Source organism: Arabiibacter massiliensis (assembly GCF_902386925.1).
Taxonomy (GTDB): Bacteria; Actinomycetota; Coriobacteriia; order Coriobacteriales; family Eggerthellaceae; genus Arabiibacter; species Arabiibacter massiliensis.
In genome coordinates, this window is the sequence record NZ_LR698996.1 from 1,834,833 (window position 1) to 1,858,217 (window position 23,385).

Annotated in this window: 16 protein-coding genes; 7 read left to right on the forward strand and 9 right to left on the reverse strand. The window is 66.8% G+C overall.

Features of this window, described 5'->3' with window-relative positions; all coding sequences use genetic code 11:
- Window positions 1-86 precede the first annotated feature (86 nt).
- From FX134_RS07870 to FX134_RS07895, 6 genes are all read left to right on the forward strand, one after another.
- Window positions 87-755 (forward strand): hypothetical protein, encoded by a 669-nt coding sequence (locus FX134_RS07870; RefSeq protein WP_080800097.1) that lies wholly within the window; start codon window positions 87-89, stop codon window positions 753-755.
- Window positions 756-818: 63 nt separating this feature from the next.
- Complete coding sequence (locus tag FX134_RS07875) at window positions 819-3,638, forward strand: molybdopterin-containing oxidoreductase family protein (RefSeq protein WP_080800099.1); 2,820 nt, start codon at window positions 819-821, stop codon at window positions 3,636-3,638.
- Window positions 3,638-4,225, forward strand: a complete 588-nt coding sequence (locus tag FX134_RS07880; RefSeq protein WP_080800102.1) for a 4Fe-4S dicluster domain-containing protein — start codon at window positions 3,638-3,640, stop codon at window positions 4,223-4,225. The genes FX134_RS07875 and FX134_RS07880 overlap by 1 nt, the downstream gene beginning before the upstream one ends.
- On the forward strand, window positions 4,225-5,028 hold the full coding sequence (locus FX134_RS07885; protein ID WP_172623421.1) for a DmsC/YnfH family molybdoenzyme membrane anchor subunit: 804 nt from the start codon (window positions 4,225-4,227) through the stop codon (window positions 5,026-5,028). The genes FX134_RS07880 and FX134_RS07885 overlap by 1 nt, the downstream gene beginning before the upstream one ends.
- A gap of 145 nt (window positions 5,029-5,173) precedes the next feature.
- Window positions 5,174-5,758 carry a 4Fe-4S dicluster domain-containing protein gene (locus tag FX134_RS07890; protein WP_080800106.1) on the forward strand — a complete coding sequence of 195 codons (585 nt, stop codon included), beginning with the start codon at window positions 5,174-5,176 and terminating at the stop codon, window positions 5,756-5,758.
- A gap of 2 nt (window positions 5,759-5,760) precedes the next feature.
- Window positions 5,761-6,696, forward strand: a complete 936-nt coding sequence (locus tag FX134_RS07895) for a 4Fe-4S binding protein (protein ID WP_080800108.1) — start codon at window positions 5,761-5,763, stop codon at window positions 6,694-6,696.
- Between the two features lie 57 nt (window positions 6,697-6,753).
- On the opposite strand, the gene FX134_RS07900 is transcribed toward FX134_RS07895, so the two are convergent.
- From FX134_RS07900 to FX134_RS07925, 6 genes are all read right to left on the reverse strand, one after another.
- Window positions 6,754-8,097 carry an RNA-binding domain-containing protein gene (locus tag FX134_RS07900; protein WP_080800111.1) on the reverse strand — a complete coding sequence of 448 codons (1,344 nt, stop codon included), beginning with the start codon at window positions 8,095-8,097 and terminating at the stop codon, window positions 6,754-6,756.
- A gap of 126 nt (window positions 8,098-8,223) precedes the next feature.
- Entirely contained in the window at window positions 8,224-9,615 is a 1,392-nt protein-coding gene (locus FX134_RS07905) for a sodium-dependent transporter (RefSeq protein ID WP_080800114.1), read from the reverse strand.
- Window positions 9,616-9,850: 235 nt separating this feature from the next.
- The gene (locus FX134_RS07910) at window positions 9,851-11,257 is read right to left on the reverse strand and encodes an aminopeptidase (protein WP_080800117.1); all 1,407 of its coding nucleotides are present in this window, start codon (window positions 11,255-11,257) and stop codon (window positions 9,851-9,853) included.
- Between the two features lie 535 nt (window positions 11,258-11,792).
- Entirely contained in the window at window positions 11,793-12,662 is an 870-nt protein-coding gene (locus FX134_RS07915; protein ID WP_080800119.1) for a dimethyl sulfoxide reductase anchor subunit family protein, read from the reverse strand.
- The gene (locus FX134_RS07920) at window positions 12,662-13,327 is read right to left on the reverse strand and encodes a 4Fe-4S dicluster domain-containing protein (protein WP_080800122.1); all 666 of its coding nucleotides are present in this window, start codon (window positions 13,325-13,327) and stop codon (window positions 12,662-12,664) included. Before FX134_RS07920 ends, FX134_RS07915 begins: the two co-directional genes overlap by 1 nt.
- Window positions 13,328-13,331: 4 nt before the next feature.
- Window positions 13,332-16,640, reverse strand: a complete 3,309-nt coding sequence (locus tag FX134_RS07925; protein WP_080800125.1) for a molybdopterin-containing oxidoreductase family protein — start codon at window positions 16,638-16,640, stop codon at window positions 13,332-13,334.
- A 269-nt stretch (window positions 16,641-16,909) separates the two neighbouring features.
- Here FX134_RS07925 and FX134_RS07930 point away from each other — a divergent pair, with 269 nt between their 5' ends.
- Entirely contained in the window at window positions 16,910-18,442 is a 1,533-nt protein-coding gene (locus tag FX134_RS07930; protein ID WP_143412166.1) for a helix-turn-helix transcriptional regulator, read from the forward strand.
- A 420-nt stretch (window positions 18,443-18,862) separates the two neighbouring features.
- On the opposite strand, the gene FX134_RS07935 is transcribed toward FX134_RS07930, so the two are convergent.
- The 3 genes from FX134_RS07935 to FX134_RS07945 are packed head-to-tail and all read right to left on the reverse strand — an operon-like array spanning window position 18,863 to window position 23,269.
- Complete coding sequence (locus FX134_RS07935) at window positions 18,863-19,732, reverse strand: dimethyl sulfoxide reductase anchor subunit family protein (RefSeq protein ID WP_080800131.1); 870 nt, start codon at window positions 19,730-19,732, stop codon at window positions 18,863-18,865.
- The gene (locus FX134_RS07940; RefSeq protein WP_080800135.1) at window positions 19,732-20,370 is read right to left on the reverse strand and encodes a 4Fe-4S dicluster domain-containing protein; all 639 of its coding nucleotides are present in this window, start codon (window positions 20,368-20,370) and stop codon (window positions 19,732-19,734) included. Before FX134_RS07940 ends, FX134_RS07935 begins: the two co-directional genes overlap by 1 nt.
- A 1-nt stretch (window position 20,371) precedes the next feature.
- Window positions 20,372-23,269, reverse strand: a complete 2,898-nt coding sequence (locus FX134_RS07945) for a molybdopterin-containing oxidoreductase family protein (protein ID WP_172623422.1) — start codon at window positions 23,267-23,269, stop codon at window positions 20,372-20,374.
- Window positions 23,270-23,385: the final 116 nt, after the last annotated feature.

The window sequence follows — 23,385 nt, forward strand, 5'->3', positions numbered from 1 at the left end:
CCTTGATTTAGAACGCAGGTGACGATGCGCCGCACGTCGAGCGCTCGTAGGGTGGCCTCGTCGAGAAAACGGCGAAGGGGGACACCTTGACGAACAGAGACGGGCGCGCCGACGCGCCGACCGAGGAAGAAGTCGCTTCCGTGGCCAATTGCCTTTTCAACCATCCGCGCCATCGCGAGTTGCTCTACAAGGCGCTCGCATTCTGCTCCGAAGAGCGCGCGCACGGCGACGCCGAGGCTCATCTGGCGGATCAGCCCGAGGCCGCCTCAGCTCTCCAAACTCCTTACGCGCTCCTGCGCAACCTCGTCGCCGCGGGCGGGCTCTCGCTCCTCGCTTACGACGAGGACGGCCGCATCATCGACGACGAGCGCGCCGAGGAGCTGCGGGCCGCGGGGCTCGACGACGACGCCATCGAGGACCTTGTCGCGGAGTATCGCCTGGTCGCCACGGCGGCAGGGCGGGCGGCGCGCGACCTGCTCGCCCCCGAACGCCGGGTGGCGGCGATTGTCAACCGGACGCCCTCCCGACGCGAAGCGTACGCGCGGGTGCTCGGCTTCTGCACCGAGCCGCGCACGCTCGACGAGATCAACTCGCTGCTCGCGGACGATCCCGCCCTGGCCCCCAGCCGACTGAGCGCGGGACAGAGGCTGCATCCCTCCTACTTCGTCGATCGACTGGAGGAGGCGGGCGGATTGGTCTGGGACGGAGCATGGGTCACCACCGCTGCGGGGAAGCGCACCCTCGCAGCGGTTTGACAGGCGGGCGGAACCCCGTTCGCCATATAACGAGACGAACCCAGAGAACAAGAAGGAGGGACTATGTCAGCAACCAACCTCACCAGGCGCAGCTTCATGAAGGCATCGGCGCTCGCCGCGGGAGCGGCCGCGCTCGGAAGCGGCGTCGCCACGGTGAGCAACCTGGTGGAAAGCGACAAGGCCTACGCAGAGGACGAGGTCAAACTCGTGCACACGTCGTGCCGCGCCTGCATTTCCAACTGCGGCATCATCGCGCACGTGCGAAACGGGCGCGTGGTGAAGCTTGAGGGCGATCCGGCCGACCCTATGTCCGAGGGACGCGTGTGCCCCAAGGGCCTGTCGGGCATCCAGGCGCTCTACCATCCCAACCGCAACAAGTACCCCATGAAGCGCGTGGGCGAACGAGGCGGCAACGAGTGGGAGCGCATCACCTGGGAGGAAGCGATCGACACCATCGCCGACGCGCTCATGGACATGAAGGCGAAGACGGGCCTCGAAGGCCTGCTGTGCTCCACGGGAGGCGGCGGCAATCCGCAGTTCTTCAGCCCGCCGCGCTTCCGCAACTTCTGGGGCGCGGGCAACGTGTTCGAACCGGGCTGCGCCCAGTGCTACCTGCCGCGCAACTACACCATGCCGCTCATCAATGGTACCGGCGACACATCCATCGCCGACTCGGGGTGCGCCGAGCTCTACAACCCGAAGGTGTCCATCGACACGTACGTCATGTGGGGCACCGGTCCCGCGCAGCACGCGCCCTCGTCGGCCGGCCGCGCCGTGGTGGAGCTGCGCGCAGCCGGCACGAAGACCGTCGTGATCGATCCGCGCTTCACGCCCGATGCGGCGCGCGCCGACGTGTGGCTACCCATCCGACCGGGCACCGATGTCGCCATGATGCTGGGCTGGGTGCGCTACCTCATCGAGCACAAGCTCTACGACGAGGAGTTCTGCGCGAAGTGGACCAACCTGCCGTTTTTGGTTGATCCGAACGATCCCGCCGGGGCGCTGCTGCGCGCGAGCAAGGTGTTCGACGACGTCACGGCCGAGAACGAGGGCTACGTGTACTTCGACGAGAAGACCGGCCAAGTGACGAAGGCCTTCGCGCTGGCCCCCGACAACGAAGACTCCTACCACCCCGCCCTCTTCGGCTCCTACGACGTGACGCTGGCTGACGGCACCGTCATCAAAGCAAAAACCGCGTTCGAGGCCTACAAGGAGCAGGCCGACGAGTTCACGCTCGGGCACGTGGCCGAGGTGTGCATGGTGGACGCGGCCGACCTTGAGGAGGCTATCAAGCTGTACGCCGAGTGCGAATCCGGCGGCATCAGCCTGGGCGTGGCAACCGACCAATACCCGCAGTCCACGCAGGCTGCCATCGGCGCGGCGGCGCTCGACTGCATGATGGGATACATCGACAAGCCCGGCAGCCCCGCCAACAACTTCCCGCATTCGGCGGAGTCCACCGTGTTCCCCACCGGCTTCATGGGCGACGCGCCCTATCAGTTCCAAACGCCCGAGAACGTCGCGAACCGCCTGGGCTACGTGGAGCACAAGGGGCTGGGCGGATGGATGCACAGCCACATCCCCACCATCCTGAACGCCATCCTCACCGGCGAGCCTTACCAGCCGCACATCTGGATCGAGCGCTCGGGCAACAAGATGGCCATGCTGGGCAACTCCGCATCGTGGGTGGACGCGTTCCCCAAGCTCGACCTTATCGTGCACATGTACATGTACCCCACGTCGTTCAGCACCGAGGCGGCCGACCTCCTGCTGCCCACGGCGGAATGGCTGGAGACGGCGTTTCTCCAGGGCCGGCTGTACACCGTGCTGCTCCGCCAGCCGGTGACGAACCTGTTCGAGTGCATCGACGAGACGTTCATCTGGTCCATGCTGGCCAAGGCGTTGGCCGAACGCGGGCACGAGGGCATGCAGAAGGCGTTCGACCCCGAGGCGTGCGGCATGACGCCGACGTACTGGAACACCATGGAGGAGTACTACGAGTTCGTGGCGTCCAACGCCGGCATGACCTGGGACGAGCTGGTGGCGAAGGCCCCTTACAACGACGTCGAGCCCGAAGAGTACTGGAACGCCCCCTACGAGCAAACGTACAAGGGCCTCGCGCGCGACGGGAAGACCTACGCCGGCTTCGGCCGCTGCGCCGCGGGCGATATCAAGGACAACCCGCTCAAGTGCGGTCCCTACGGCGACACGATGATCTACATCGGCCGCCACGGCACCGAGAAGTTCGAGATGCCGCCCGCTTCCGTCGAGTACGAGCCCATGCCCTACTACCGGGAGTCGGAGGACATCCAGCAGTACGGCGACGACTACCCGCTCGTGCTCACGGAAGGCCGCATCCCCCACTTCCACCACGGCACGCTGCGCAACAACCCCTATATCCGCGAGATCTACCCCGCACCTGAGGTATGGATCAGCCCCGAGTACGCCGCCGAGCACGGCATCGCGGACGGCGACTGGGTGAACGTGAAGTCGCCCCGCACCGACGGCCTGGACGTGTTTTGCAACCTGGACACGGGCGAGGAGCTCACCTCCGAAGGGCAGGCGCTCGTCAAGGACGGCATCTTCGGCGTGGCCCGCGTCACCGAGGGCATCGCGAAGGGCAGCGCCTACATGGAGCGGTTCTGGAACCCCGAGTTCCTCGAGGCGGGCGCCGATCCTCGCAAGAGCTGGACGACCAGCAACATGAACGTGCTTACGAAGAACACGGGCTATTACAACCCCGAGTTCGGAACCTACACCCTGCGCGGCATCAACGTGAAGATCGAGAAGGCCGAACGCCCCGAAGGCATCTGGTATGAGCCGACCGACTTCGCCCCTTGGCTGCCGCAACCGTCTGAGAACACCGGAGGAGGTGCCGCATAATGTCGCATTACGCTATCGTCGTCGACCTCGACCGCTGCATCGGCTGCCACGGCTGCGAGATCGCCTGCAAGAACGAGAACGAGGTGGAGCTGGGCTCGTTCTGGAGCAAGGTGGTGCAGGTGGGCCCGTTCGGGGACTACCCGCGCCTGCAGCAGTACTTCCTGCCCGTCATGTGCCAGCAGTGCGCCGACTCGCCGTGCACCCACGTGTGCCCCACGGGCGCGTCGTACCGCGACCCCGAAACGAACGTGGTGCTGGTGGATAAGGAGAAGTGCATCGGCTGCAAGTACTGCATGATGGCCTGCCCCTACGGGGTGCGCTCGTGGAGCCCCTCGGAGAGCGTCGTTGAGAAGTGCACGCTCTGCGGCCAGCTAACCAGCATCGGCGAGCAGCCGAAGTGCGTGGCCGCGTGCTGCGGATCGGCTCGCTTCTACGGCGACCTGGACGATCCGAGCTCCGACGCCTCGAAGGCGCTCGCCGCTGCGGATGCGGACGCCGTGCATCGCCTGAAGGACGTGGGCAACGCGCCGCAGACGGCCTACATCCTGTCGCCGAAGTACGCCGAATGGAAGGAGGAGATCGACTAATGGATATCCAATGGTCCCTCGTGCTCTTCACCGCCCTCACCGGGTTGGGCGGCTGGCTGTTCTTCTTCGTCTGCCTCAACGTCTTCACGCGCAAGACCGACAAAGGCGCGCTCGTCGGCGCCGTCGCCTCGTTCGCGTTGCTGGCGGTGGGCGGCCTCGCCTCCGTCACGCACCTGTCCCATCCCGATCGCATGCTGGGCGCGCTGCAGCACCCCACGTCGGGCATCTTCACCGAGGCCGTGCTCGTGGGCCTGCTCGCCATCGTCATCGCGGCCTTCGCCGTCATGGTGAAGCGCGGCATCGACGGCGGAGCGCTCAAGGCGGTCGCCGCCATCGGCATGGCTCTGGGGGTGCTCATGTCGTTCATGGCCGGTCAGAGCTACCTCATGTCTGCCATCGCCGCCTGGAACACCGAGCTGCTGCCGCTCGGCTACCTGAGCACGGCAGCCGCCTCGGGAGCCTCCGCCTACCTGGCGCTCATCGCCGTCCAGAAAGCGGACGACAAGGCGCTGTCGTTCGCCGGACTGACGACGCTTGTCGCCGGCGCGGTGTCGCTCGTCGCCGTGATCGCGTACGGGGCCGCTTCGGGCGCCTTCGCTGGAGAAGGCACGCTGCTCGTAGCGGCGGCGGTGTGCGGCGGCGCTCTGCCCGCCGCGTGCGGAGCCTTCGCCTGGAAGAAAGTCGATAAGGCGCTGACCTGGGGGGCGGTCGCCCTTGTCGTCGCGATCGCCGGCTCGGTGGCGTTCCGCTGCGCCATGTGGGTCGTCGGCGCGGGCCTGTACGACTTCTTCGGGCTGATCTAGCCTCCCTGGAAGGCGCCGCCTCGACGGCGCCTTCCAGGCTTCCAAGCTGGCGGCGGGGCGCTGCCCCCTCCCCCCTCCCTGGTAGCGCCTCGCCGCCAGCTTCGAGCACCTCCCATCCCCCGCTTCCGTTTCAAGGAGCATCGCCATGCACACCTCACTCACCCGCAGATCGTTTCTCGCCGGCGGCGCGCTCGTCGCTGCGAGCTTCGCCGTCGGCGGAACCGCCCAGGCGCTTGACGGCGGCGACGCCCCGCTGCGGCCGCCGAGCGCGGAGGACGAAGGGCTCTTCCAAGCGCTCTGCCTGAAATGCGATCGGTGCCGCTCCGCGTGCCCGCAAGGGTGCATCCGCACCGGCGTGCTGGAAGACGGCCTGCTGAGCTGGCGCACGCCCATCATGGACTTCCATCGCGGCATCTGCGACTTCTGCGGACGCTGCGAGGACGTGTGCCCCACCGGCGCTTTGGCGGGCGTGGACGAGGAGGTCAACCGCATCGGTACAGCCATCGTGGATCAGGAACGCTGCATCGCCTGGATACAGGGCAGCTGCCGCATCTGCGTGGACGCATGTCCCTACGAGGCATTGACCGCGGACTCGTCGGGCCGCCCCGTGGTGGACGTCGCCCGCTGCAACGGCTGCGGCATCTGCGAGAACCGCTGCCCGTCGAACGCGTACCGATCCTTCGCCGGAGGCGTGCGGCGAGGCATCAACGTGGAGAGGAGCGAGGGATAGCCATGCGAGAAAACGATCATCCCACCCCTTCGGACGAACCGCCGAAGCCTTCCGGGCGCTTCCCCTTCCGGCGGGCGCGCGCCCTCGTTTTCGCGAGCGTCGTCGCGCTCGTAGCGGCCGGCCTCGTCTTCCGCACCGGCACGGGCACGCCCTCGTCGTTCGGCATCGACGCCGTCGCGGCGCTCTGCCCGCTCGGAGCGCTCGAAACCATGATCGGCTCGAAGGAGGTCGTGCTGCACCCCGTGCTTCTATTGGCGGGCATGGCGCTTGCCGTGGCGCTCGTCGGCAAGGCGTTCTGCGCGTGGATGTGCCCCGCTCCGTGGCTCGAGCGCCTCATCAGGCCCAAGAAGAAGGTTTTGCGCGATGATGCGTGCAAGCGCGAGGGCGAAACGGGGCGCGAAGGGTGTCACGGCTGCACCACGTGCGTGCTCCAGCCCGTCGGCGGGAAGCGAGACGGCGTGCGCTTCGACACCCGACACGCCTCGCTGCTTGGTGCGTTGGGCGCGACCGCAGTGTTCGGCTTCCCGGTGTTCTGCCTCGTGTGCCCCATCGGCCTCACGTTCGCCACGTTCATTGGGCTCTGGCATCTGCTCCGATTCAACGAGACGTCGTGGGGCCTGCTGATTTTCCCGGCTATCTTGCTGGTCGAAGTGGTGTTCCTACGGAAATGGTGTGCGAAGATCTGCCCCGTGAGCGCGCTCGTCTCGCTTCTCGCCGTCGCGAACCGCACGCTGCGACCCCGCGTCCGTCGCGAAGCGTGCCTGCGCACGTCCGGCATAGACTGCCGCGCGTGCGTGGAGGCGTGCCCTGAGCAGGTCGATCCCCACAGCGCGCGCATTCCCGAATGCTCCAAGTGCGGCGCATGCGTGGAGGCTTGCCCGGCGAACGCCATCAGCATCAAGGTGCGGGAGAAAACCAGCGGGAGAAGCATGCCCTAGGCGACTGGGACAGGGAGCCTTTCCCGCCCCGGAGAGCAGTGCCGCTGGCAGCCCATTTCATGCCAGGTACACCGTGTTTTTTCCTTTGCCGACGCGGAAGAGCAGTCCCCGTTCCTGCAGACGGGAGAGAAGCCGGACGGTCGCCGACTGCGAGGTGCCGAGCTCCTCCTCCACTTCCTTGCGCGTGATCTCGCCGCGCTCCTTCGCCAGCTGAACGACGGCGTACTCGATGCGGGAGACCGACCGATCGGGCGAAGCGGACGTCGCGCCGAAGAAGGGGCCAGTCGGCTCGACAAGCTCTTCAGGCGCATGCCGGTCGTCGCGCATCGACGGCAGCGTCACCTTGAGCGCGTTGTCGCTCACGTCGAAGCGAGGGGCTTGGCGCGAGCCCTCGTAGCTGCCCATGATCTTCTGCACGCCTGTGCCGTACGCCTCGACCCACTTGAGACGGTACAGCACGTTCGCCAAACGGGGATTGCGGCTCACGGAGACGCCGGTCTTCATATCGTTTTCCGAAATACCCGGGCGCAGGCCCCCGATGTTGAGGAACTCGGCGCGGTCGTCGAACACGCTCACCAGCGCCGGACCGGGCACCGCGTATTCCCGATGGACGAACATGTTGAGCAGCGCCTCGCGCACGGCGACCTCGGGATAATCGCGCATGTCGATGCGCCGCATGTCGGGGCCTATCTCCGAGCGCGTGGCGTTGTAGCGGTCGACGAAGCTCAGCACCTCTCTGAACTGGCGGAAAAGAGAGCCTTCGAATTCGAAACGGTCCAAGAACGTGGCTTTGACCGCGCCTTGGAACACGGCGGCCTTCACGGTGGCCGGACACTGGTCGGACAGGAGCAGGGCGAGGTTCGTGAACAGGCCGTCCTCGTCGATCAGGCCGAGCGTCCGCATATGATGGACCTCGAACGGCACGCCGGCATCACCGAACGCCCGAGCCGCCTCCTCGAACGTGAGATCCTGGACAAGCGAGCGCTCGTTCTCGTACGAGTCGCCCGCCGCTTCTTTTATCATGGCCAGAATGGCGGCCTCCGACGCGGGCGCGGAGAGAGCTCCCTGCCTCACGTACACACCTTCAGGACGGATCCCCTTTTCAGCCAGGTAGTAGGGACGCGCCGTGCCGCGCCGAACTTCGACGCGCACAATGGGCTTTCCCTCCCGCTCCTCCACCTGCGCATGCACGAAGAGGGTGACGTCCGGCTTGATGGCGTTGCCCGCCGACTGCATGATCTTGACGATGCACTGGTCGCAATCGTCGACGCCGACCGTGTTGCCCTCGTCATCGACGCCCACGAGCAGCGTCCCGCCCTCGCTGTTGGCGAAGGCGACGATGGTCTTTTTGATGCCGTCGGTCCATTGCCTCTTGTATTCCAGAGCGGGCCCTTCGTGCATGTCGTTCCTTTCGCCGCCTTCTACCTGATTCTACCTGATTCTACCTGATTCGAATCGTTTCTCATCTATTCTAACCGATTCTAACCACAAGATGAAGAGAAAAGAGCAGAATCCAGCCAGAAACCCCTACCCCATGCCCAGCCAGGTGCGCACGATGGGGACGTAGCCGGCCGCGAACACGGCCACGATGAGCACGGGCAGGGCGAAGCGCACGTAGCCGCGGGCCCAGCGGGGGAAGCGCGCGCCCTCGCCCGAGTCGGCCTCGCGCAGGAACGCGTCCCAGCCCCAGCCGCGGCGCGTGGTGCAGAACAGCAGGAACACGAGCGCGCCCAGCGGCAGCACGTTATTCGACATGAGGAAGTCCTCGATAGCCTGGATGTTGCCGATGCCCGGCACCTCCACGCCCGCCCACACGTTGAACCCCAGCACGCACGGCAGCGAGAGCGCCGCCAGCGCCACGCCGTTCACCAGGCACGACTTATGGCGCGACCAGCCCCACTCGTCCATGCCGAAGCTCATGATGTTCTCGAACACCGCAATGACCGTGGAGAGCGCCGCGAAGCTCATGAACAGGAAGAACAGCGTGCCCCACAGCTGGCCGAACGGCATCTGCGAGAACACGCTCGGCAGCGTGATGAACACGAGCCCCGGACCGCTTCCCGGCTCGACGCCGAACGCGAAGCATGCGGGAAAGATGATGAGGCCCGCCATGATAGCTACGAGCGTGTCGAGCCCGGCGATGCGCAGCGCCTCGCCCGTGAGGCGGTAGCGCTTGTCGATGTAGCTGCCGAAGATGGACATCGAGCCCACGCCCACCGACACGGTGAAGAACGCCTGGCCCATGGCCGCGAACACGGCGTCGGCGAACGTGCTCCACCCGCCCGCGAAGAGCTTCCCGAAGTCGGGCATGAGGTAGAACGCGAGCCCCTCGCCCGCCCCCGGCAGCGTGACCGCGCGCACCACGAGCACCCCGAGCACGGCGAACAGCGCGACCATCATCACCTTCGTGATGCGCTCCACGCCGTTCTTCAGGCCGGCGCGCGTCACGAGCACGCCGATCAGCACCACGGCCAGCATAAGCGCCGTCATCAGCCACGGGTCGGCAAGCAAGCCGCCGTACACGCCCTCCACGCCGCGCGCATCCAGCCCCTCGAACGTTCCCGCGCCGCTGAACAGCATGAATGCGATCATCCAGCCGGCCACCGTGGTGTAGAACATCATGAGCAGGTAGTTGCCCGCCAGCGCGATCCACTTGAAGCGGTGCCATTTCGCGCCCGCCGGCTCCAGCTCGTCGAAGCTGCGCGCGACGCCTTTTTGGCTGGCGCGCCCCACCGAGAGCTCCATCACCAGGATGGGCAGCGCGAACACCGCCAGGAACAGCAGGTACATGAGCACGAACGCCGCGCCGCCGTACTTGCCCGCGACGTAGGGGAAACGCCACACGTTCCCGAGCCCAATGGCGCACCCGGCACTGATCAGGATGAATCCCAGCCGGGATCCGAATTTCTCTCGAGCCATCGATTGTCCTCGCTTTATATGCAAAGCGCCCGCAGCTTGCCGCCGCAGGCGCGCATGGTCAAATGCGAGCAGTGTAACGGAAACCGGCCGCCACGCCAACAAGGAGACGGGCAGTGGCGCTCTCCCATCCCGATTGTCGACCGAAACACACGCTTCAGGGCGCTGTGGCGTGTGTTTCGGCCGACAATGCCCTCCAGCGCGGCCGACCCGGGTGGGCCGGCCGCGCCCGTTCGGCTTACGCGTTCCTCAGGAACGCCTCGTAGCCTTTGAAGGCCTCGTAGATGTCGGCCTTGCTGGTGACCTCCCACGGCGAATGCATCGACAGCACGGCCACGCCGGAGTCGATGACGTCCATGCCGTACTTCGCGGGGATGTAGGCGATGGTCCCGCCGCCGCCCGCGTCGACGCGGCCGAGCTCGGCGGTCTGGAACGACACGCCGGCGTCGTCCATGACGCGGCGGATGCGCGCGACGTACTCGGCGGAGGCGTCGTTGCTGCCGCTCTTGCCGCGCGAGCCCGTGTACTTGTTGAACACCAGGCCGCGGCCCAGATACGCGCTGTTCTTCGCCTCGAAGACGCTCGCGTAGGCGGGGTCGAAGCCGGCGGACACGTCGGAGGACAGCATGCTCGACGCGGCCAGCGCGCGGCGCAGCGGCAGCGGGCCGCCCTCGCCGGCCAGCTCCATGATCTCGGCCATCGTGTTCTCGAAGAACTGCGACGCCATGCCCGTGGCACCCACGCTGCCGATCTCCTCCTTGTCCACGAGCACGCACACCGCCGTCTTCTCCGGCGCGTCGTTGAGCGCCAGCTGCGCCGCGAGCGAGGTGTAGGCGCACACGCGGTCGTCCTGGCCGTAGCCGATCACCATGCTGCGGTCGAAGCCCAGCTCGCGGGCGCGTCCGGCGGGCACGGCCTCGATCTCGGCCGAGAGGAAGTCCTCCTCGGAGATGCCGTACTTGTCGGCCAGCAGCTTGAGCGCGAAGGCCTTCACGGGGTCTTTCTCCGCGTCGGCTTCGGCGTCGCCCTCGGCGGTGACCAGCGGACGGTTGCCCACGAGGATGTCCAGGTCCTCGCCTTCCACGACCTCGCTCGCCTTCTTGCCCATCTGCTTGTTCGCCAGGTGGATGAGCAGGTCGGTGACGCAGAACACGGGGTCGCCCTCGTCGTCGCCCACGTTCACCTCCACCACGGTGCCGTCGGTCTTGGCCACCACGCCGTGCAGCGCGAGCGGCAACGTGACCCACTGGTAGGCCTTGATGCCGCCGTAGTAGTGCGTGTCCAAGTGCGCCAGGCCGTTGGCCTCGGAAAACGGGTTCTGCTTGAGGTCGAGCCGCGGCGAGTCGATGTGCGCGCCGAGGATGTTCAGCCCCTCCGCGAGCGGCCGCCTCCCGATGTGCGCCAGGATGAGCGCCTTGCCGTGCGCGAGCGCCCACACCTTGTCGCCGGCCGCGAGCGCGCGTCCGTCGCGCACCGCCTCGTCGAGCGGACGGTAGCCGTGCTCCTCGGCCTGCGCGATGGCCGCCGCGGCGCACTCGCGCTCCGTCTTGTTGTCCGAGATGAAGTCGATGTACTCGGCGGCCAGCTGCTCGAGCGCCTCGAGGTCGGCCTCGTCGTACTTCCTCCATGCCACGTCGCGTTCCATATGCGGTCCTTTCGCTCGCTCTTGTTTGAGCTGAATTGTATCGCGCCTTCACCTCGATGCCAGCTATTCGCTCTCATTTGTCAAAAACCCACGAACGCAGGGCTCGTCCCCGGGGCTGCAGCACAGGCAGCACGGGCGACCACGCGTCGTTTACCCGGGTCGGATTATGGCGTGTGCCACAGCGGGAGTAGGACTTTACGGACTCTCGGCTGAATTTTTGCGCCCAATGGACGATTCTGCAGGGCGAAACGCCGCTTTAAGGACGTCTTCGCGAGGGCGCGCAAGGGAAACCCCCAGGTCGAAATGCCACCTCAGCAGCATCAATCCGTCCATTGCGCGCATTTTTTTCGCAAGAGGCCCCGAAAACGCGCCCGGAGCCCCCTGCGGGGGCGGCTCGTCGTCTGCAAGGGAGTTGGGGGAGACGAACCGCGCCCGCAGGGGGCTCCGGATGTCCCAAATGGGGACAGTCCCCATTTGGGACACCGAGGGATTTTGGCATAAAAGGGGACTGTCCCCTTTTATGCCATTTTCAACGCTAGTAGAACATGAAGACGCTGAGGCCCAGGTTGTAGAAGGCGACTCTCAGGCAGACCGCGCCGATCAGGGCGGCGATGACGGCGACGGAGCCCCAGAGCTTCCAGTTGGCGGACTTGCGGCCGAGGAGGGCGGCGGCCAGGGGGACGATGCCGCCGACGGCTACCGCGCCGGCCCAGAGGAGCGGGGCCTGGGCGGCGACCACGCCTGCGGCGTCGGCCATGGCCTTCGTCGGATGCGTCGGGTCGAAGTAGAAGCCCACCTCGGCGAAGGAGCCGCCGGAGGCCTGGAGGAAGGCGGCGAAAGCCACGGCGGTCACGGCGGCTATGGCGGCACCGATGAGGGCCGGCAGCGCGATCGGTGTCACGTCGTCGCCGCGCACGGCCATGATGACGGCCATCGTGCACGGTCCGAGGACGCAGGCGTTGCCGAGGACGTAGAGGATCCAGAGCACGCTATCCCACGCCGGACGAGCAGCCATGGTGTACGAGTGCGCCATCACCGCGACGAGCACCACGCACACCGCGATCGACACGCCGGCCAGCCACTTCGGCACGCTCGCGCCGTCAGGAGACTTCCGCATCATCACCAGGTACACCACAGCCACGACGGCAAGCGCCACGATGGCTATCAGCTCCTGGGTTATCCCGCTCGTCAAATGCCCGAACCCGTTGAAGATCCTCTCCCAGTGCTCCAAGTGGAAGAACACCGCCACGCCGCCCACGGCCAGCAGCACGGCGCTCGCCACCCACGCCGCCATCTGCGACTTCTTGCCGGCACCCACCAGCGCCATCAAGCTCTGGCTCGCAAAGAGCCCCGCGCTCCACGCCACCAGCGTGGTGAACACAATCAAAGGCCACTGCAATTCCATCACTCACCGCCTCCCTTCCACTCTCGATCGCGCAGGATGTACATGAGCTCGGGCCCGTTGCCCACGTCGGGCAGGCGATGGATGTCCGCCTCGGTGTAGGGCTCCACGTACTCCTTCAGCGTCACGCGCGTCGCCTGCATGTCGTCGTAGCCGCACGACAGCGCGTCGGGATGGGCCGGACCCTCGAACGAGTCCACGCCCTGCTCCAAGTCGCCGAAGAACCGTGCCCGCGAGCCGCACTGCGCCACGCACTGGGGCAGCTCGCCCTGCGCCACCTTCTGCTCGCAGAGGGTGCACTTCTCCACCACGCGCTCCTCCTCGTTGAGGTAGCGCACGTTGTAGGGGCAGCTCATCGCGCAGAATTGGCAGCCGATGCACTTGGACTTGTCGATCTGCACGGTGCCGTCGGCCATCTTCTGCGAGGCCCCTGTCGGGCACACCTTCACGCACTCGGGGTCGGCGCAGTGCTGGCATTGGATGGGAAGGAAGTACATCTCCACGTCCGGCCAGTCGCCGCTTCCGCCCGCCTTCGGGTTCGGCCCGATGCGGAGCGTCTTGATCCAGAACGACCCGATGTCCACGCCGTTGACCGCCTTGCACGCAACCGTGCAGGCCAGGCAGCCAACGCAGCGGTTCAGGTCGGTGATTATCGCGTACTGCGTCATGGCCTTACGCCCCCTCTCCCATCCACGCGTCTTCTCCTTGGACGCGGGCGCGCAGGCCCGTGCCCATCCATTCCTTCAGCCGCGGGTCGCCCGCGTCGCACACCGCCGGGTTGCCCTGCGGATCGCACGGCACCGGGTTGCCGAACGGCGAGTTCTCGGGCGTCGCCTTGTACACGAGCACCGGCACCGAGCGCATCGTCGCCGCGCCGCACACCACGTCCTGGCCGCGGGGGTTCATGACGCAGTTGATGTTCACCAGCTCGAACCCGTGGCTCGCGGTGTCCATCTCGGGATACCACCACGCGTGGTTCGCGTTCACCACGCCGGGGCTGATGCCGTAATACAGGTCGAGCACCTCGCGCACCTTGCCCCACGGGCTCTCGATCCACACCCAGTCGCCCTGCGAAAGGCCCAGGCGCGCCGCGTCGTTGGGGTTCATCTCCAGGCGCGGGGCCGGCCAGAGCTCGCGGCACCACGGCAGCTGCCGATGCTCGCTGTGGAAGTACACCGGCTGGCGCGCGCCCGTGGTCATGAGGAAGGCGGCGTCCGGGTGCTCCTGCAGACTGGCCGGGTAGTCCCTGTTGCGCAGCTTGGCCTCGTCGATCTCCCCCGCCTTCGAAGCGTCGAAGTACTCGGGCGTCGTCACCGGCGAGTCCACCGGCTCGCGGTAGACGGGGAACTTGTCCTCGTCGCCCAGGTACGCCTCGCAGGTGAGCGACCAGATCTCGATCAGGCCCGACGGAGTCATGAAGCCCGGATGGTCGTCCACGAGGGGGAACAGGTTGAAGCCGCCCTGCTGCCTGCGCCAGCCCATCTCATGGCGGCGGTAGGTGCCCCAGCGCTCGGGATGCCACTCGCGGCAGTCCATCCAGCCGTTCTTCTGGAAGTGCTCCTTCGCCTGCTCCCAGGTGGGGCCGTCGGGGAACTCGGCCGTCTTCCATTGGTCGACGTTGTCCTTGAGCACGCGGCTCTGGTCGGGCCAGCGGTAGTCGGTCTTCTCGCCGAAGTTGAGCAGGGGCGACGGCGTGGCCGTCTCGTCCTTCGTGTTCCACGGCACGCCCATGGCCTTGTACATCCCGACGTTCCAGTCAGGATCGTAAATGCACTCGCCCGGCGCCTCGACGGCGGCGCATCCGCAGCCGAAGAAGCCGCCCGCGCCCTGGCTCACGCGCGTCGTGTCCACTTCCAGCCAGTGGTAGCACGGGAAGATGACGTCGGCGTTGCCGTTGTTCGGGCAGAACCACAGGTTGATGTCGGTGAAGAAATCGAGCTGCTTGAGCGCCTCCCACGCCACGTCGATATTGGCCATGTTCATGAAGTCGCCCGACTGGCACACGCCCGCGTGCAGCTGGTAGGGCACGTCGTTGTCGAGGCAGCCGTCCCAGATGGCGTTCGCGTCGGCCCAGCGCGCCCAGTAGCGGTTCAGCGGGAAGCGCTCGGCGTCCACCTCGCCCGCCTGGCGCTCGAACACGGTGGTCGGGTTCGGCCACACCTGCGAGGCGCGGAACGCGCCGCCCATGCGCTTGGCGATGACGACGGCCTCCTCGTGCGAGGGCACCTTGTTGCCGTAGCGCTCGGCCAGGGGCGAGTCGTTGTCGATGAGATACTGCACGAAGTCCTGCATCTTCGCGGCCAGGCCCTCGAGGTCGACGTCGCGGCCCTCCCACGTTTTGGCGGCGTCGCCGTAGGGCGCGCCGGCCTGCATGTTGGAGCGGCCGGGGTTGCCGTCGAACTGGGCTTTCGAGGAGCCGCGGTTGCCGGCGGGCTCGTCGGCGTTGCCGGTGATGCAGCTCATGATCTGCAGGGCGCGCACGTTCTGGATGGAGTTGCCGTTCTGGTCGGTGGCCAGCTGGAAGTGGATGCCGCCGTTGCCGTGCAGCGGGTTCACGCGGGTCGTCCAGGCGCGGACGGCCTCCTCGTTCTTCGCCGCGGGCACGCCGGTGATCTCCTCGGCCCTCGCCATCGTGTACTCGCTCGTCAGGTCGTGGAACGCATCCCACACGCTGCGCGCCGTGCGCACGGAGCCGTCGCGCAGGGTGACCTCGACCTCGCCGGGGAACAGCGCGGGCTGCTTGGGCAGGCCCTTGGGATTGCACGCCTCGGAACCCTCGGGGAAGCGGTCGGGCTCGGTGGCCGGATCGGCGAACGCGGACTGGTCGGGCAGCCACGCGTCGGCCACGAGGAGCTTGTACGGGTGCTCGATCCACGTGCCGGTGGTGGGGATCTTGTGCTCCTCGCCCTCCCACTTGCCCGCCTCGGCGTCCCAGTAGGTGAGGCGCTCGTTGGCCTCGTCCCACACCATGAAGCGCTGGTGCTTGCCGCCCTCCACGAGGTCGGCCTCGGTGAGCAGGCGCGTCTTCATCTCGATGCCGCCGTTGCCCTCCACGAGCCAGCCTTCCGTGAGCCACGGCTTGTCCTCGACGAACAAAAACGACGCGTTCGACCAGCGACGCACCATGGTGTCGTCGTAGGCCTCGTTCTCGATGATCCAGTTGAGCCACGACAGCGCCAGCGCGCCGTCGGTGCCGGGGCGCAGGGGCAGCCAGATGTCGGCCTCCTTGCCCAGCGGCGTGACGCGCGGGTCGACGATGATGTGCTTCTCGGCGCGGGAGGCCACGTCGGTGACCGTGCGGTTCGTGGAGTCGTAGTTGGAGTACTCGCAGGCCGTGCCCCACTGCACGTACACGCTCGGCTCGGCCTCCACCTCCATCCACGGCGAGCCCATCTCGTCGGTCATGATGCCGCCGAAGTGGCGCGGGCCCTTGCACACCTGGTAGGCCAGATGCGCGTTGGGCGTGCCGAACAGCTGCTTCATGCCCTGGTAGGGCCCGAGCGACCACACGCGCGACGTGCCGCACATCACGAAGATGGACTGCCCGCCGTACTTGTCCTTCACTTCCTGCAGCTTCTCGCCGCACAGCTCGAACGCCTCGTCCAGCGTGATGCGCACCCAGCCCGGATCGTCCTCGCCCTTGGGGTTCGTGCGCTTCACGGGGAAGCGCAGGCGATCGGGATGGTAGAGCGCCTGCATGGACGACTGCGACTTGCTGCAGCAGTGCCCGCGGCTCTGCGGCGCGGACTCGTCGCCCTCCACCTTGATGACCTTGCCGTCACGCACGGTGACCCACACGCCGCATTCCACCTTGCCGCACGCGCGGCAGCACGAGCGGACGCGCTTGACCTCGCCCGCGCTGGCGTCGACGCCCTCGGCGAGCGCCTGCAGGGGCTGGGCGGACGTGACGAGCGTCGCGGCGGCGCCGGTGACCGCCATCGTCTTCATGAAGCTGCGGCGCGTGAGCGTAAGCTGAGCCATTGATCCCCACCTTCCTTTCTCCTCATCCGCTTCCGGTGCGAAGCGGTGGGGCCATCCTAGGGGGCGGCGGGGTCATAGGCGTCCCAGCACGGCTATGATTTTTGCGGAATTGGGGCTCACGCGGCATCATACCGAGGCTATGATTTTTCGCGAAACCCCAGGAAACACGCTTCGGCGAGGCGATCGAATGCGCTGCGACGCGACCGCGAGCGCAGGCGATGCAGTATGATGGACGACGAAGGGGCTCGCCGGGGAGGGACGGATCCAGCATGGAAGTGAAACTGCCGCGTCTCAAGGTGGAGGTGCGCGAGGACGAGGGGTTCTCGCTCGGCAAGCTGTCGCTGCCGCTTATCGCAGGCTTCGGGTCGCACTGGGCATGGGTGTACCTCACCATGTTCAACGGCCAGCAGCTGTTCTTCTGGAACGCCGCCGACCCCGCGGCCACGGCGACGCTGTTCCACCCGGCCTCCCTCGTGTTCTTCGTGACGACGCTGTTCTCGTACGGCGTGCTCTCGCGCGCGTTCCGGAGGCTGTTCGCCACGCAGCGGCGGCGCAAGAGCATCCGGTTCCTCGGCGCGTCGCTCGCCTGCGCGGGGACGCTGCTCATGTGCCTGGCCGGCGTCGAGTCGGCGGCGGGAATCGCCGCGCTCGTTGCGGGAGGCGCGGCCACCGGCGTCGGCTCGGCCATCCTCTTGATGAGCTACGGTGTGTCGTTCGGGCAGTGCGACATCGCCACCATCGTCACCAGCACGGCGCTCTCGCTGGTGGCGGGCATCGCGCTGTACGCCCTCGTGTCGAACCTCGACGCGCTGCACCCGCTGGGAGCGGTGGCCGCGGCGCTCATCCCGTTCCTCGAGTGCTGGTGCCTTTACCGGTGCAGCACCGTGCTCATCGACAAGCTGGAGTTCGCCGCCATCACGCTCAAGGTGCGCAAGGCCCCGTTCGCGCTGCGCCTGTGCGCGCCGAGCCTCCTATTCGGGTTCGCGCTGGGGAACGTGCGCGTGCAGGCCATCGCCGACATGCACCTGGTGGGAGGCCTGGGGACGCAGATCGCCTGCATCGGGGCGGCCGCGCTCGTCGCGTGCGCACTCATGATCGCCGTCATGCTCACGCAGCGACAGCACCTCAACTTCATGTTCCGCACGCTTCTGCCGCTCATCGCGGTGGCGCTCGTTGCGGTCCACTTCGTCGCCGACGCGACCCCTTTCACCACCTTCGCATTGCTTCTGTGCTACCTGCTGTTCGAAGGGGCCATGTGGGTGAGCTACGCCGACATCACGCAGCGGTTCCGCCTGACCGCGTTCGTCGTGTTCGGGTTCGGGCGCGGGGCGCTCGCGTTGGGGGCGCTTTTGGGCATCGCGGCCTCCGCCGCCATCCCCCAGCTCGATCCCGCCGTCGATCCGGCGAGCACGCTCGTCGTCGTGCTCGCGTGCGTCGTCGGGGGCTTCGGGGCGCTGCCGCGCGGAAGCGAGATCCGCGCCCTCGTGGTGGGCGAATCGGACAACCCCGCAGGCGAGCAGGACGCATCGCGTGAGCGCGCCGCCGAGGAGGCGTCACCCGAGAAGGCGCGCGCGGGGCGCTTCAAGCGCAAGTGCGAGCTGGTGGCCAACCGCTACCTGCTGTCGAAGAAGGAGACGGAGGTTCTGTTCCTGCTGGCGAAGGGCCGCAACGCCGCCTACATCCAGGAGCAGCTCTACATCTCCGAGGGCACCGCGCGCACCCACATGCGCCACATCTACAAGAAGATGGACATCCACACCCAGCAAGAACTCATCGACCTGGTGGAGGACGCGGAGGAGTGAGTTTTTCTTTTGGGATAATTTTTCATGTGAAGCGTCCATGCCGGAAACGCTGCTTGCCCCCTTGCTGCAAAATGATTTGAGCAATGCATGAATCAGCGGGGCAAAACCGCGCTTTGTGGGCACCTGTGCGAGGGCACATGAGAGAAATCCCAGGTCAATATGATACTTCATTAGTATCGATTCGTCCGTTTCCTTGCAAGGAACCCTTGAAAACGCGCGCGGAGCCCCCTGCGGGGGCGGCTCGTCCGTCTGCAAGGGGGTTGGGGAGACGAACCGCGCCCGCAGGGGGCTCCGATCGGCGCAATGTTCCAATTGGGGACAGATGCCTTTTGGGGCTACGAGAATGCTCAATGTTTCATGTGAAACATCTCGGGCCCTCGGAGGGCCCCACCGCCGCGGGGACGGCGGGGCCGGCTAGTCCTAGTAGAACATAAAGACCGAGAGGCCCAGGTTGTAGAAGGCCACGCGGAGGCAGACCGCGCCGATCAGGGCGGCGACCACCGCGACGGAGCCCCAGAGCTTCCAGTTGGCGGACTTCTTGCCCATGAAGGCGGCGACCAGGGGGACGATCGCGCCGACGACCACGGCACCGCCCCAGAGCAGGGGCGCTTGGCCTCCGACGGTGGCGGCGGCGTCGGCCATGGCCTTCGTCGGGTGCGTCGGGTCGAAGTAGAAGCCGACCTCGGCGAAGGAGCCGCCGCTCGCCTGGAGGAAGGCGGCGAAGGCGACTGCCGCGACGGCCGCGAGGGCCGCGCCGATCAGGGCCGGGAGGCCGATGGGCTTGACGTCGTCGCCCTTCGCCGCCATGATGACGGCCATCGTCGCGGGGCCGAGCACGCAGGCGTTGCCGATCACGTAGAGGATCCAGAGCACGCTGTCCCACGCCGGCCTGGCGGCCATGGTGTAACTGTGCGCCATCACGGCCACGAGCACCGCGCACACGGCGATCGAGACGCCGGCCAGCCACTTCGGCACGCTCGCCCCGTCGTCGGACTTCCGCATCATGACCAGGTACGCCACCGCGACCACGGCCAGCACCACGATGGCGATGAGCTCCTGCGTTATCCCGGAGGTCAAGTGCCCGAACCCGTTGAAGATCCTCTCCCAATGCTCCAAGTGGAAGAACACCGCCACGCCGCCGACGGCCAGCAGCACCGCCGATGCCACCCAAGCCGTCATCTGCGACTTCTTCCCCGCACCGCGCAGCGCCATCAGCGCCTGCGTCCCGAACAATCCCGCGCTCCACGCCACCAGTGTGGTGAACGCGATCAAAGGCCACTGCAATTCCATTACTCTCCCCCTCCCTTCCACTCGCGACCTCGCAAAATGTACACGTACGACGGCTTGTTCCCCACGTCGGGCAGGTGATGCACCTCGGACGCATCCCACGGCCTACTCGTCGCCGTGATGGGCTGGAACGGCTCGCCCTCGCGCGCCGGCGGCCCCACGAACGTCTCCACGCCCTGCTCCAAGTCGCCGAAGAACCGCGCGCGGCCGCCGCATTGGCGCACGCATTCCGGCAGCTCGCCCTGCGCGATCTTCTGCTCGCACAGCGTGCACTTCTCCACCACGCGCTCCTCCTCGTTGAGGTACCGTACACCGTAGGGGCAGCTCATCGCGCAGAACTGGCAGCCGATGCATTTCGATTTGTCCACCTGCACCGTACCGTCCTCAAGCTTCATGGACGCCCCCGTCGGACATACCTTCACGCACTCGGGATCCTCGCAGTGCTGGCAGGTGACGGGCAGATAGTACATCTCCACGTCGGGAAACTTCCCCGAGCCGCCCGGAATAGGGTTCGGCCCGATGCGCAGCACCTTGTTCCAAAACGCGCCGGGCGCTATGCCGTTCACGATCTTGCACGACACCGAACAGGCCAAACAAGACACGCATCGGTTCAAGTCGGTGGCGATTGCGTACTGGGTCATGCTACACCTCCTCCTCGGCCTTCACGGGCATCCACTTCTTCAGGCGCGGATCGTCGGGCTCGGCGATGATCGGCGTCCCGTCCTCCACCGCGCACGGCACCACCACGCCGCCCAGGCAGTTCTCGGGCGTGGCCTTGTATATCTTCACCAGATAGGCGCGCAGCGTCGTCGCGCCGCTGATGGGGTCTTGCGCCTGGTCGTCCACGAGCGCGTTGATGTTCGACAGCTCCCAGCCGTGGCTCGGCGCGGGCAGCTCGGGGAACCACCAGCCGTGGTCGGCCTCCGCCACGCCGGGCGCGATGCCGTAGAACAGATCGGCCACCTGGCGCACCTTGCCGCGGCGCGACTCGATCCAGCACCAATCGCCCTGCTCGATGCCCAGCTCGGCCGCCGTCTCCGGGTTGATCTGGAACGTCGGCACCACCGCCTGCTCGCGGCAGTAGGGCTGCTGACGCCCCTCGCTGTGGAAGAACACGGGAATGCGCCGCCCGGTGGTGAGGATGATCGGGTACTCCGTATGTACGTCGGGCGTGGAGTACGGGCTCTCAAGCGGCTCGCGCACCACCGGCAGCTCCTCGCCGGGATGGTACGACTCCAGGATGGTGGAGAACAGCTCGAAGCGCGTCGTGGGCGTCTCGAAGCCCGGCAGGCCGTCCTTGCGCATGTATCCCAGCAGATGGCGGCGGAAGTAGCCGATGGGGCTCACCTTGCGCAGATCCCACTGCCCATGCTCCTGGTACTGCCGCATGAAGTCGTCCCAGTCCTTGAACTCGAGCTTGTCGCCCTCAGGCCCGGGTATCTGCATGCCGTGCGTGGAATGCAGGATGGCCAGCTCGTTCACCTGCTTCTCGTCGGGCCACTGGGTGGACAGCCACTCCTTCGGCCAGAACGGCGGCGCTGTCTCGGCCGAGGCCGGCCACCAGGGGATGCCCATCTTCTTGAGGATCTGGATGATCTGCGGCGTGTCCCACCGGGCCTCGGCGAGCGGCTTCACCGCGGCCACCTGGGCGCCGAACCCGCTTTCCGCGCCCTGCGAGATGCGCAGGTTGTCGATTTCCAGGAAGTGCGCCGCCGGCACGAGGATGTCGGCCAGCTCCACCGTGGGCGCGAACCACAGCTCGGCCGCCCAGTAGAAGTCGAGAGACTTGAACGCCTCCCAGTTCTTGGTCGCGTTGCCCGAATGGTGGTGCGTCCCGGTGGACGAGATCATGCCGCGGATGGGGTACGGCTTGCCCGTGAGGACCATGTCGGTGGCGCTCGTCTGGTCGTGGTGGAACGCCGCGCCGCCGATGGTCTGGAAGAACGGGATGAGCGGGAACTTGTCGCCGCCCGCCACGCGGGCGCGCAGCTCGGGCGCCTGCATGGGCGCGCCGAAGGGCGTCGCGTAGTTGATGAAGATGTTGTACAGGTAGTGCACCGTCTCGCCGCCGCGGTTGCCGCCCGGCGTGTCGAGGTTGCCCATGAGCGCCGACAAGATGAGCGGGATACGCGTGGCCTGCACCGCGTTGCCCGCGTGCTCGAGCGCCAGCTGGTACTGGATGCCGCCCTGCATGAGCTTGCAGCCGTACTCCTCCGCCACCGCGCGGATGACGTCGGGCTCGACCCAGCAGTGCTCGGCCGTCTTCTCGACGTCCCATTCGGCGATGCGCTGGCTGAACAGCTCGAACGTCGGCGTCGCGGAAACCGTGCGGCCGTCTTTGAGCTGCACCTCGTACGTGCCGTCGATCGCGGGGTCGATGTCGATGGCGAAGCCGTTGTCCTCCACCAGGTAGCCCTCGCCGTGCTTCACGATCTCGGTGGGCTTGGCGTAGGAGGTCTCGCCCTCCCACAGCGCCGTCTCGGAATCGAACCAGGTCAACCGCTCGTTCTTCTTGTCCCACACCATGAAGCGCTTGGGGCTGCCGCCCTCGCGCACGTCCGACTCCTTCAGCAGGCGCGTGCGGATGTTCAGCGGATAGCCCTGGTTGTCCAGATGGGCCGTCCACGAGAAGCCGCTCGGCTCCAGCTCCTGCACGTACAGGAAGGGGCCGTTCGTCCACTTCTTCACGAACAGCTGGTCATAGCTCTCCATCTCGTTCACGATGACGTTGAGCAGCGCCATGCCGAAGGCGTCGTCGGTTCCCGGCCGCAGGTGCACCCGGATGTCGGCCTCCTTGCCGAGGTTCTGCAGGCGCGGCCCCACGCAGATGGACGTGCGGGCGTTCACCTGGGCGTCCACCGTCACGCGGTTCGCGTTGTCGTAGTTGGATATCTCCTGGTTGGTGCCCCACTGGAAGAACACCTCCACGCCGTCGTTGAGCGAGATCCAGTGCGCCGGGAAGCACGTGAGCGCCCCCGCCTCGGTGCGCGGGCCCTTGCACACCTGGCCCGCCGTGCAGCCGCCATTGGGGCTGCCCACGTAGTAGCCGAACATCATGGAGCCGTAGCTGGTGATGCGGCTCGTGCCGTGCAGCGACTTGATGGACGGCCCGCCGTACTTGTCGATGAGCTCCTGGAACCCCTTGGCGCCGGCCTCGATGGCCTCGTCCCAGCTGATGCGCACCCAGCCGGGATCTTCGCCCTTGGGGTTCGTGCGCTTCATCGGGTAGCGCAGGCGCTCGGGGTGGTAGAGCGCCTGGGCGGCGGACTTCCCCTTCGCGCACAGGTTGCCACGGCTCGTGATGGCGCTCTCGTCGCCCGTGATGTCGATCACGCGGCCGTCCTGCACCCACACCCAGGTGCCACACTCCATCTTGCCGCACGCGCGGCAGTGGCTCCTCACCTTGCGCACCTCGCCCGCCGGCGCTGACGCGCTTTCAGCGAACGCCGAAGCGGCGGCCGTCGTCGACAAGCCCAGCGCGGCCCCCGTGACGGCGGCGCACTTCATGAAGGTGCGGCGCGTGCACTTCAAATGCCCCATAATCCCTCCTCCGTTTGGATCAACGATTCCTTTTGCGGTACTATGTGCGGAACGTTCCTCGGGGGTCATCGTACGGAGCGCGGGGGGCATGCTCAATCGATTTGATTGCAGCTGAG

Coding starts and splice junctions, on each gene's coding strand:
- FX134_RS07875 (WP_080800099.1), top strand. CDS start 819: ATGTCAGCAACCAACCTCACCAGGCGCAGCTTCATGAAGGCATCGGCG.
- FX134_RS07920 (WP_080800122.1), bottom strand. CDS start 13,327: ATGACGCAGTACGCGATAATCACCGACCTGAACCGCTGCGTTGGCTGC.
- FX134_RS07895 (WP_080800108.1), top strand. CDS start 5,761: ATGCGAGAAAACGATCATCCCACCCCTTCGGACGAACCGCCGAAGCCT.
- FX134_RS07880 (WP_080800102.1), top strand. CDS start 3,638: ATGTCGCATTACGCTATCGTCGTCGACCTCGACCGCTGCATCGGCTGC.
- FX134_RS07910 (WP_080800117.1), bottom strand. CDS start 11,257: ATGGAACGCGACGTGGCATGGAGGAAGTACGACGAGGCCGACCTCGAG.
- FX134_RS07905 (WP_080800114.1), bottom strand. CDS start 9,615: ATGGCTCGAGAGAAATTCGGATCCCGGCTGGGATTCATCCTGATCAGT.
- FX134_RS07925 (WP_080800125.1), bottom strand. CDS start 16,640: ATGGCTCAGCTTACGCTCACGCGCCGCAGCTTCATGAAGACGATGGCG.
- FX134_RS07885 (WP_172623421.1), top strand. CDS start 4,225: ATGGATATCCAATGGTCCCTCGTGCTCTTCACCGCCCTCACCGGGTTG.
- FX134_RS07890 (WP_080800106.1), top strand. CDS start 5,174: ATGCACACCTCACTCACCCGCAGATCGTTTCTCGCCGGCGGCGCGCTC.
- FX134_RS07900 (WP_080800111.1), bottom strand. CDS start 8,097: ATGCACGAAGGGCCCGCTCTGGAATACAAGAGGCAATGGACCGACGGC.
- FX134_RS07930 (WP_143412166.1), top strand. CDS start 16,910: ATGGAAGTGAAACTGCCGCGTCTCAAGGTGGAGGTGCGCGAGGACGAG.
- FX134_RS07940 (WP_080800135.1), bottom strand. CDS start 20,370: ATGACCCAGTACGCAATCGCCACCGACTTGAACCGATGCGTGTCTTGT.
- FX134_RS07915 (WP_080800119.1), bottom strand. CDS start 12,662: ATGGAATTGCAGTGGCCTTTGATTGTGTTCACCACGCTGGTGGCGTGG.
- FX134_RS07935 (WP_080800131.1), bottom strand. CDS start 19,732: ATGGAATTGCAGTGGCCTTTGATCGCGTTCACCACACTGGTGGCGTGG.
- FX134_RS07945 (WP_172623422.1), bottom strand. CDS start 23,269: ATGGGGCATTTGAAGTGCACGCGCCGCACCTTCATGAAGTGCGCCGCC.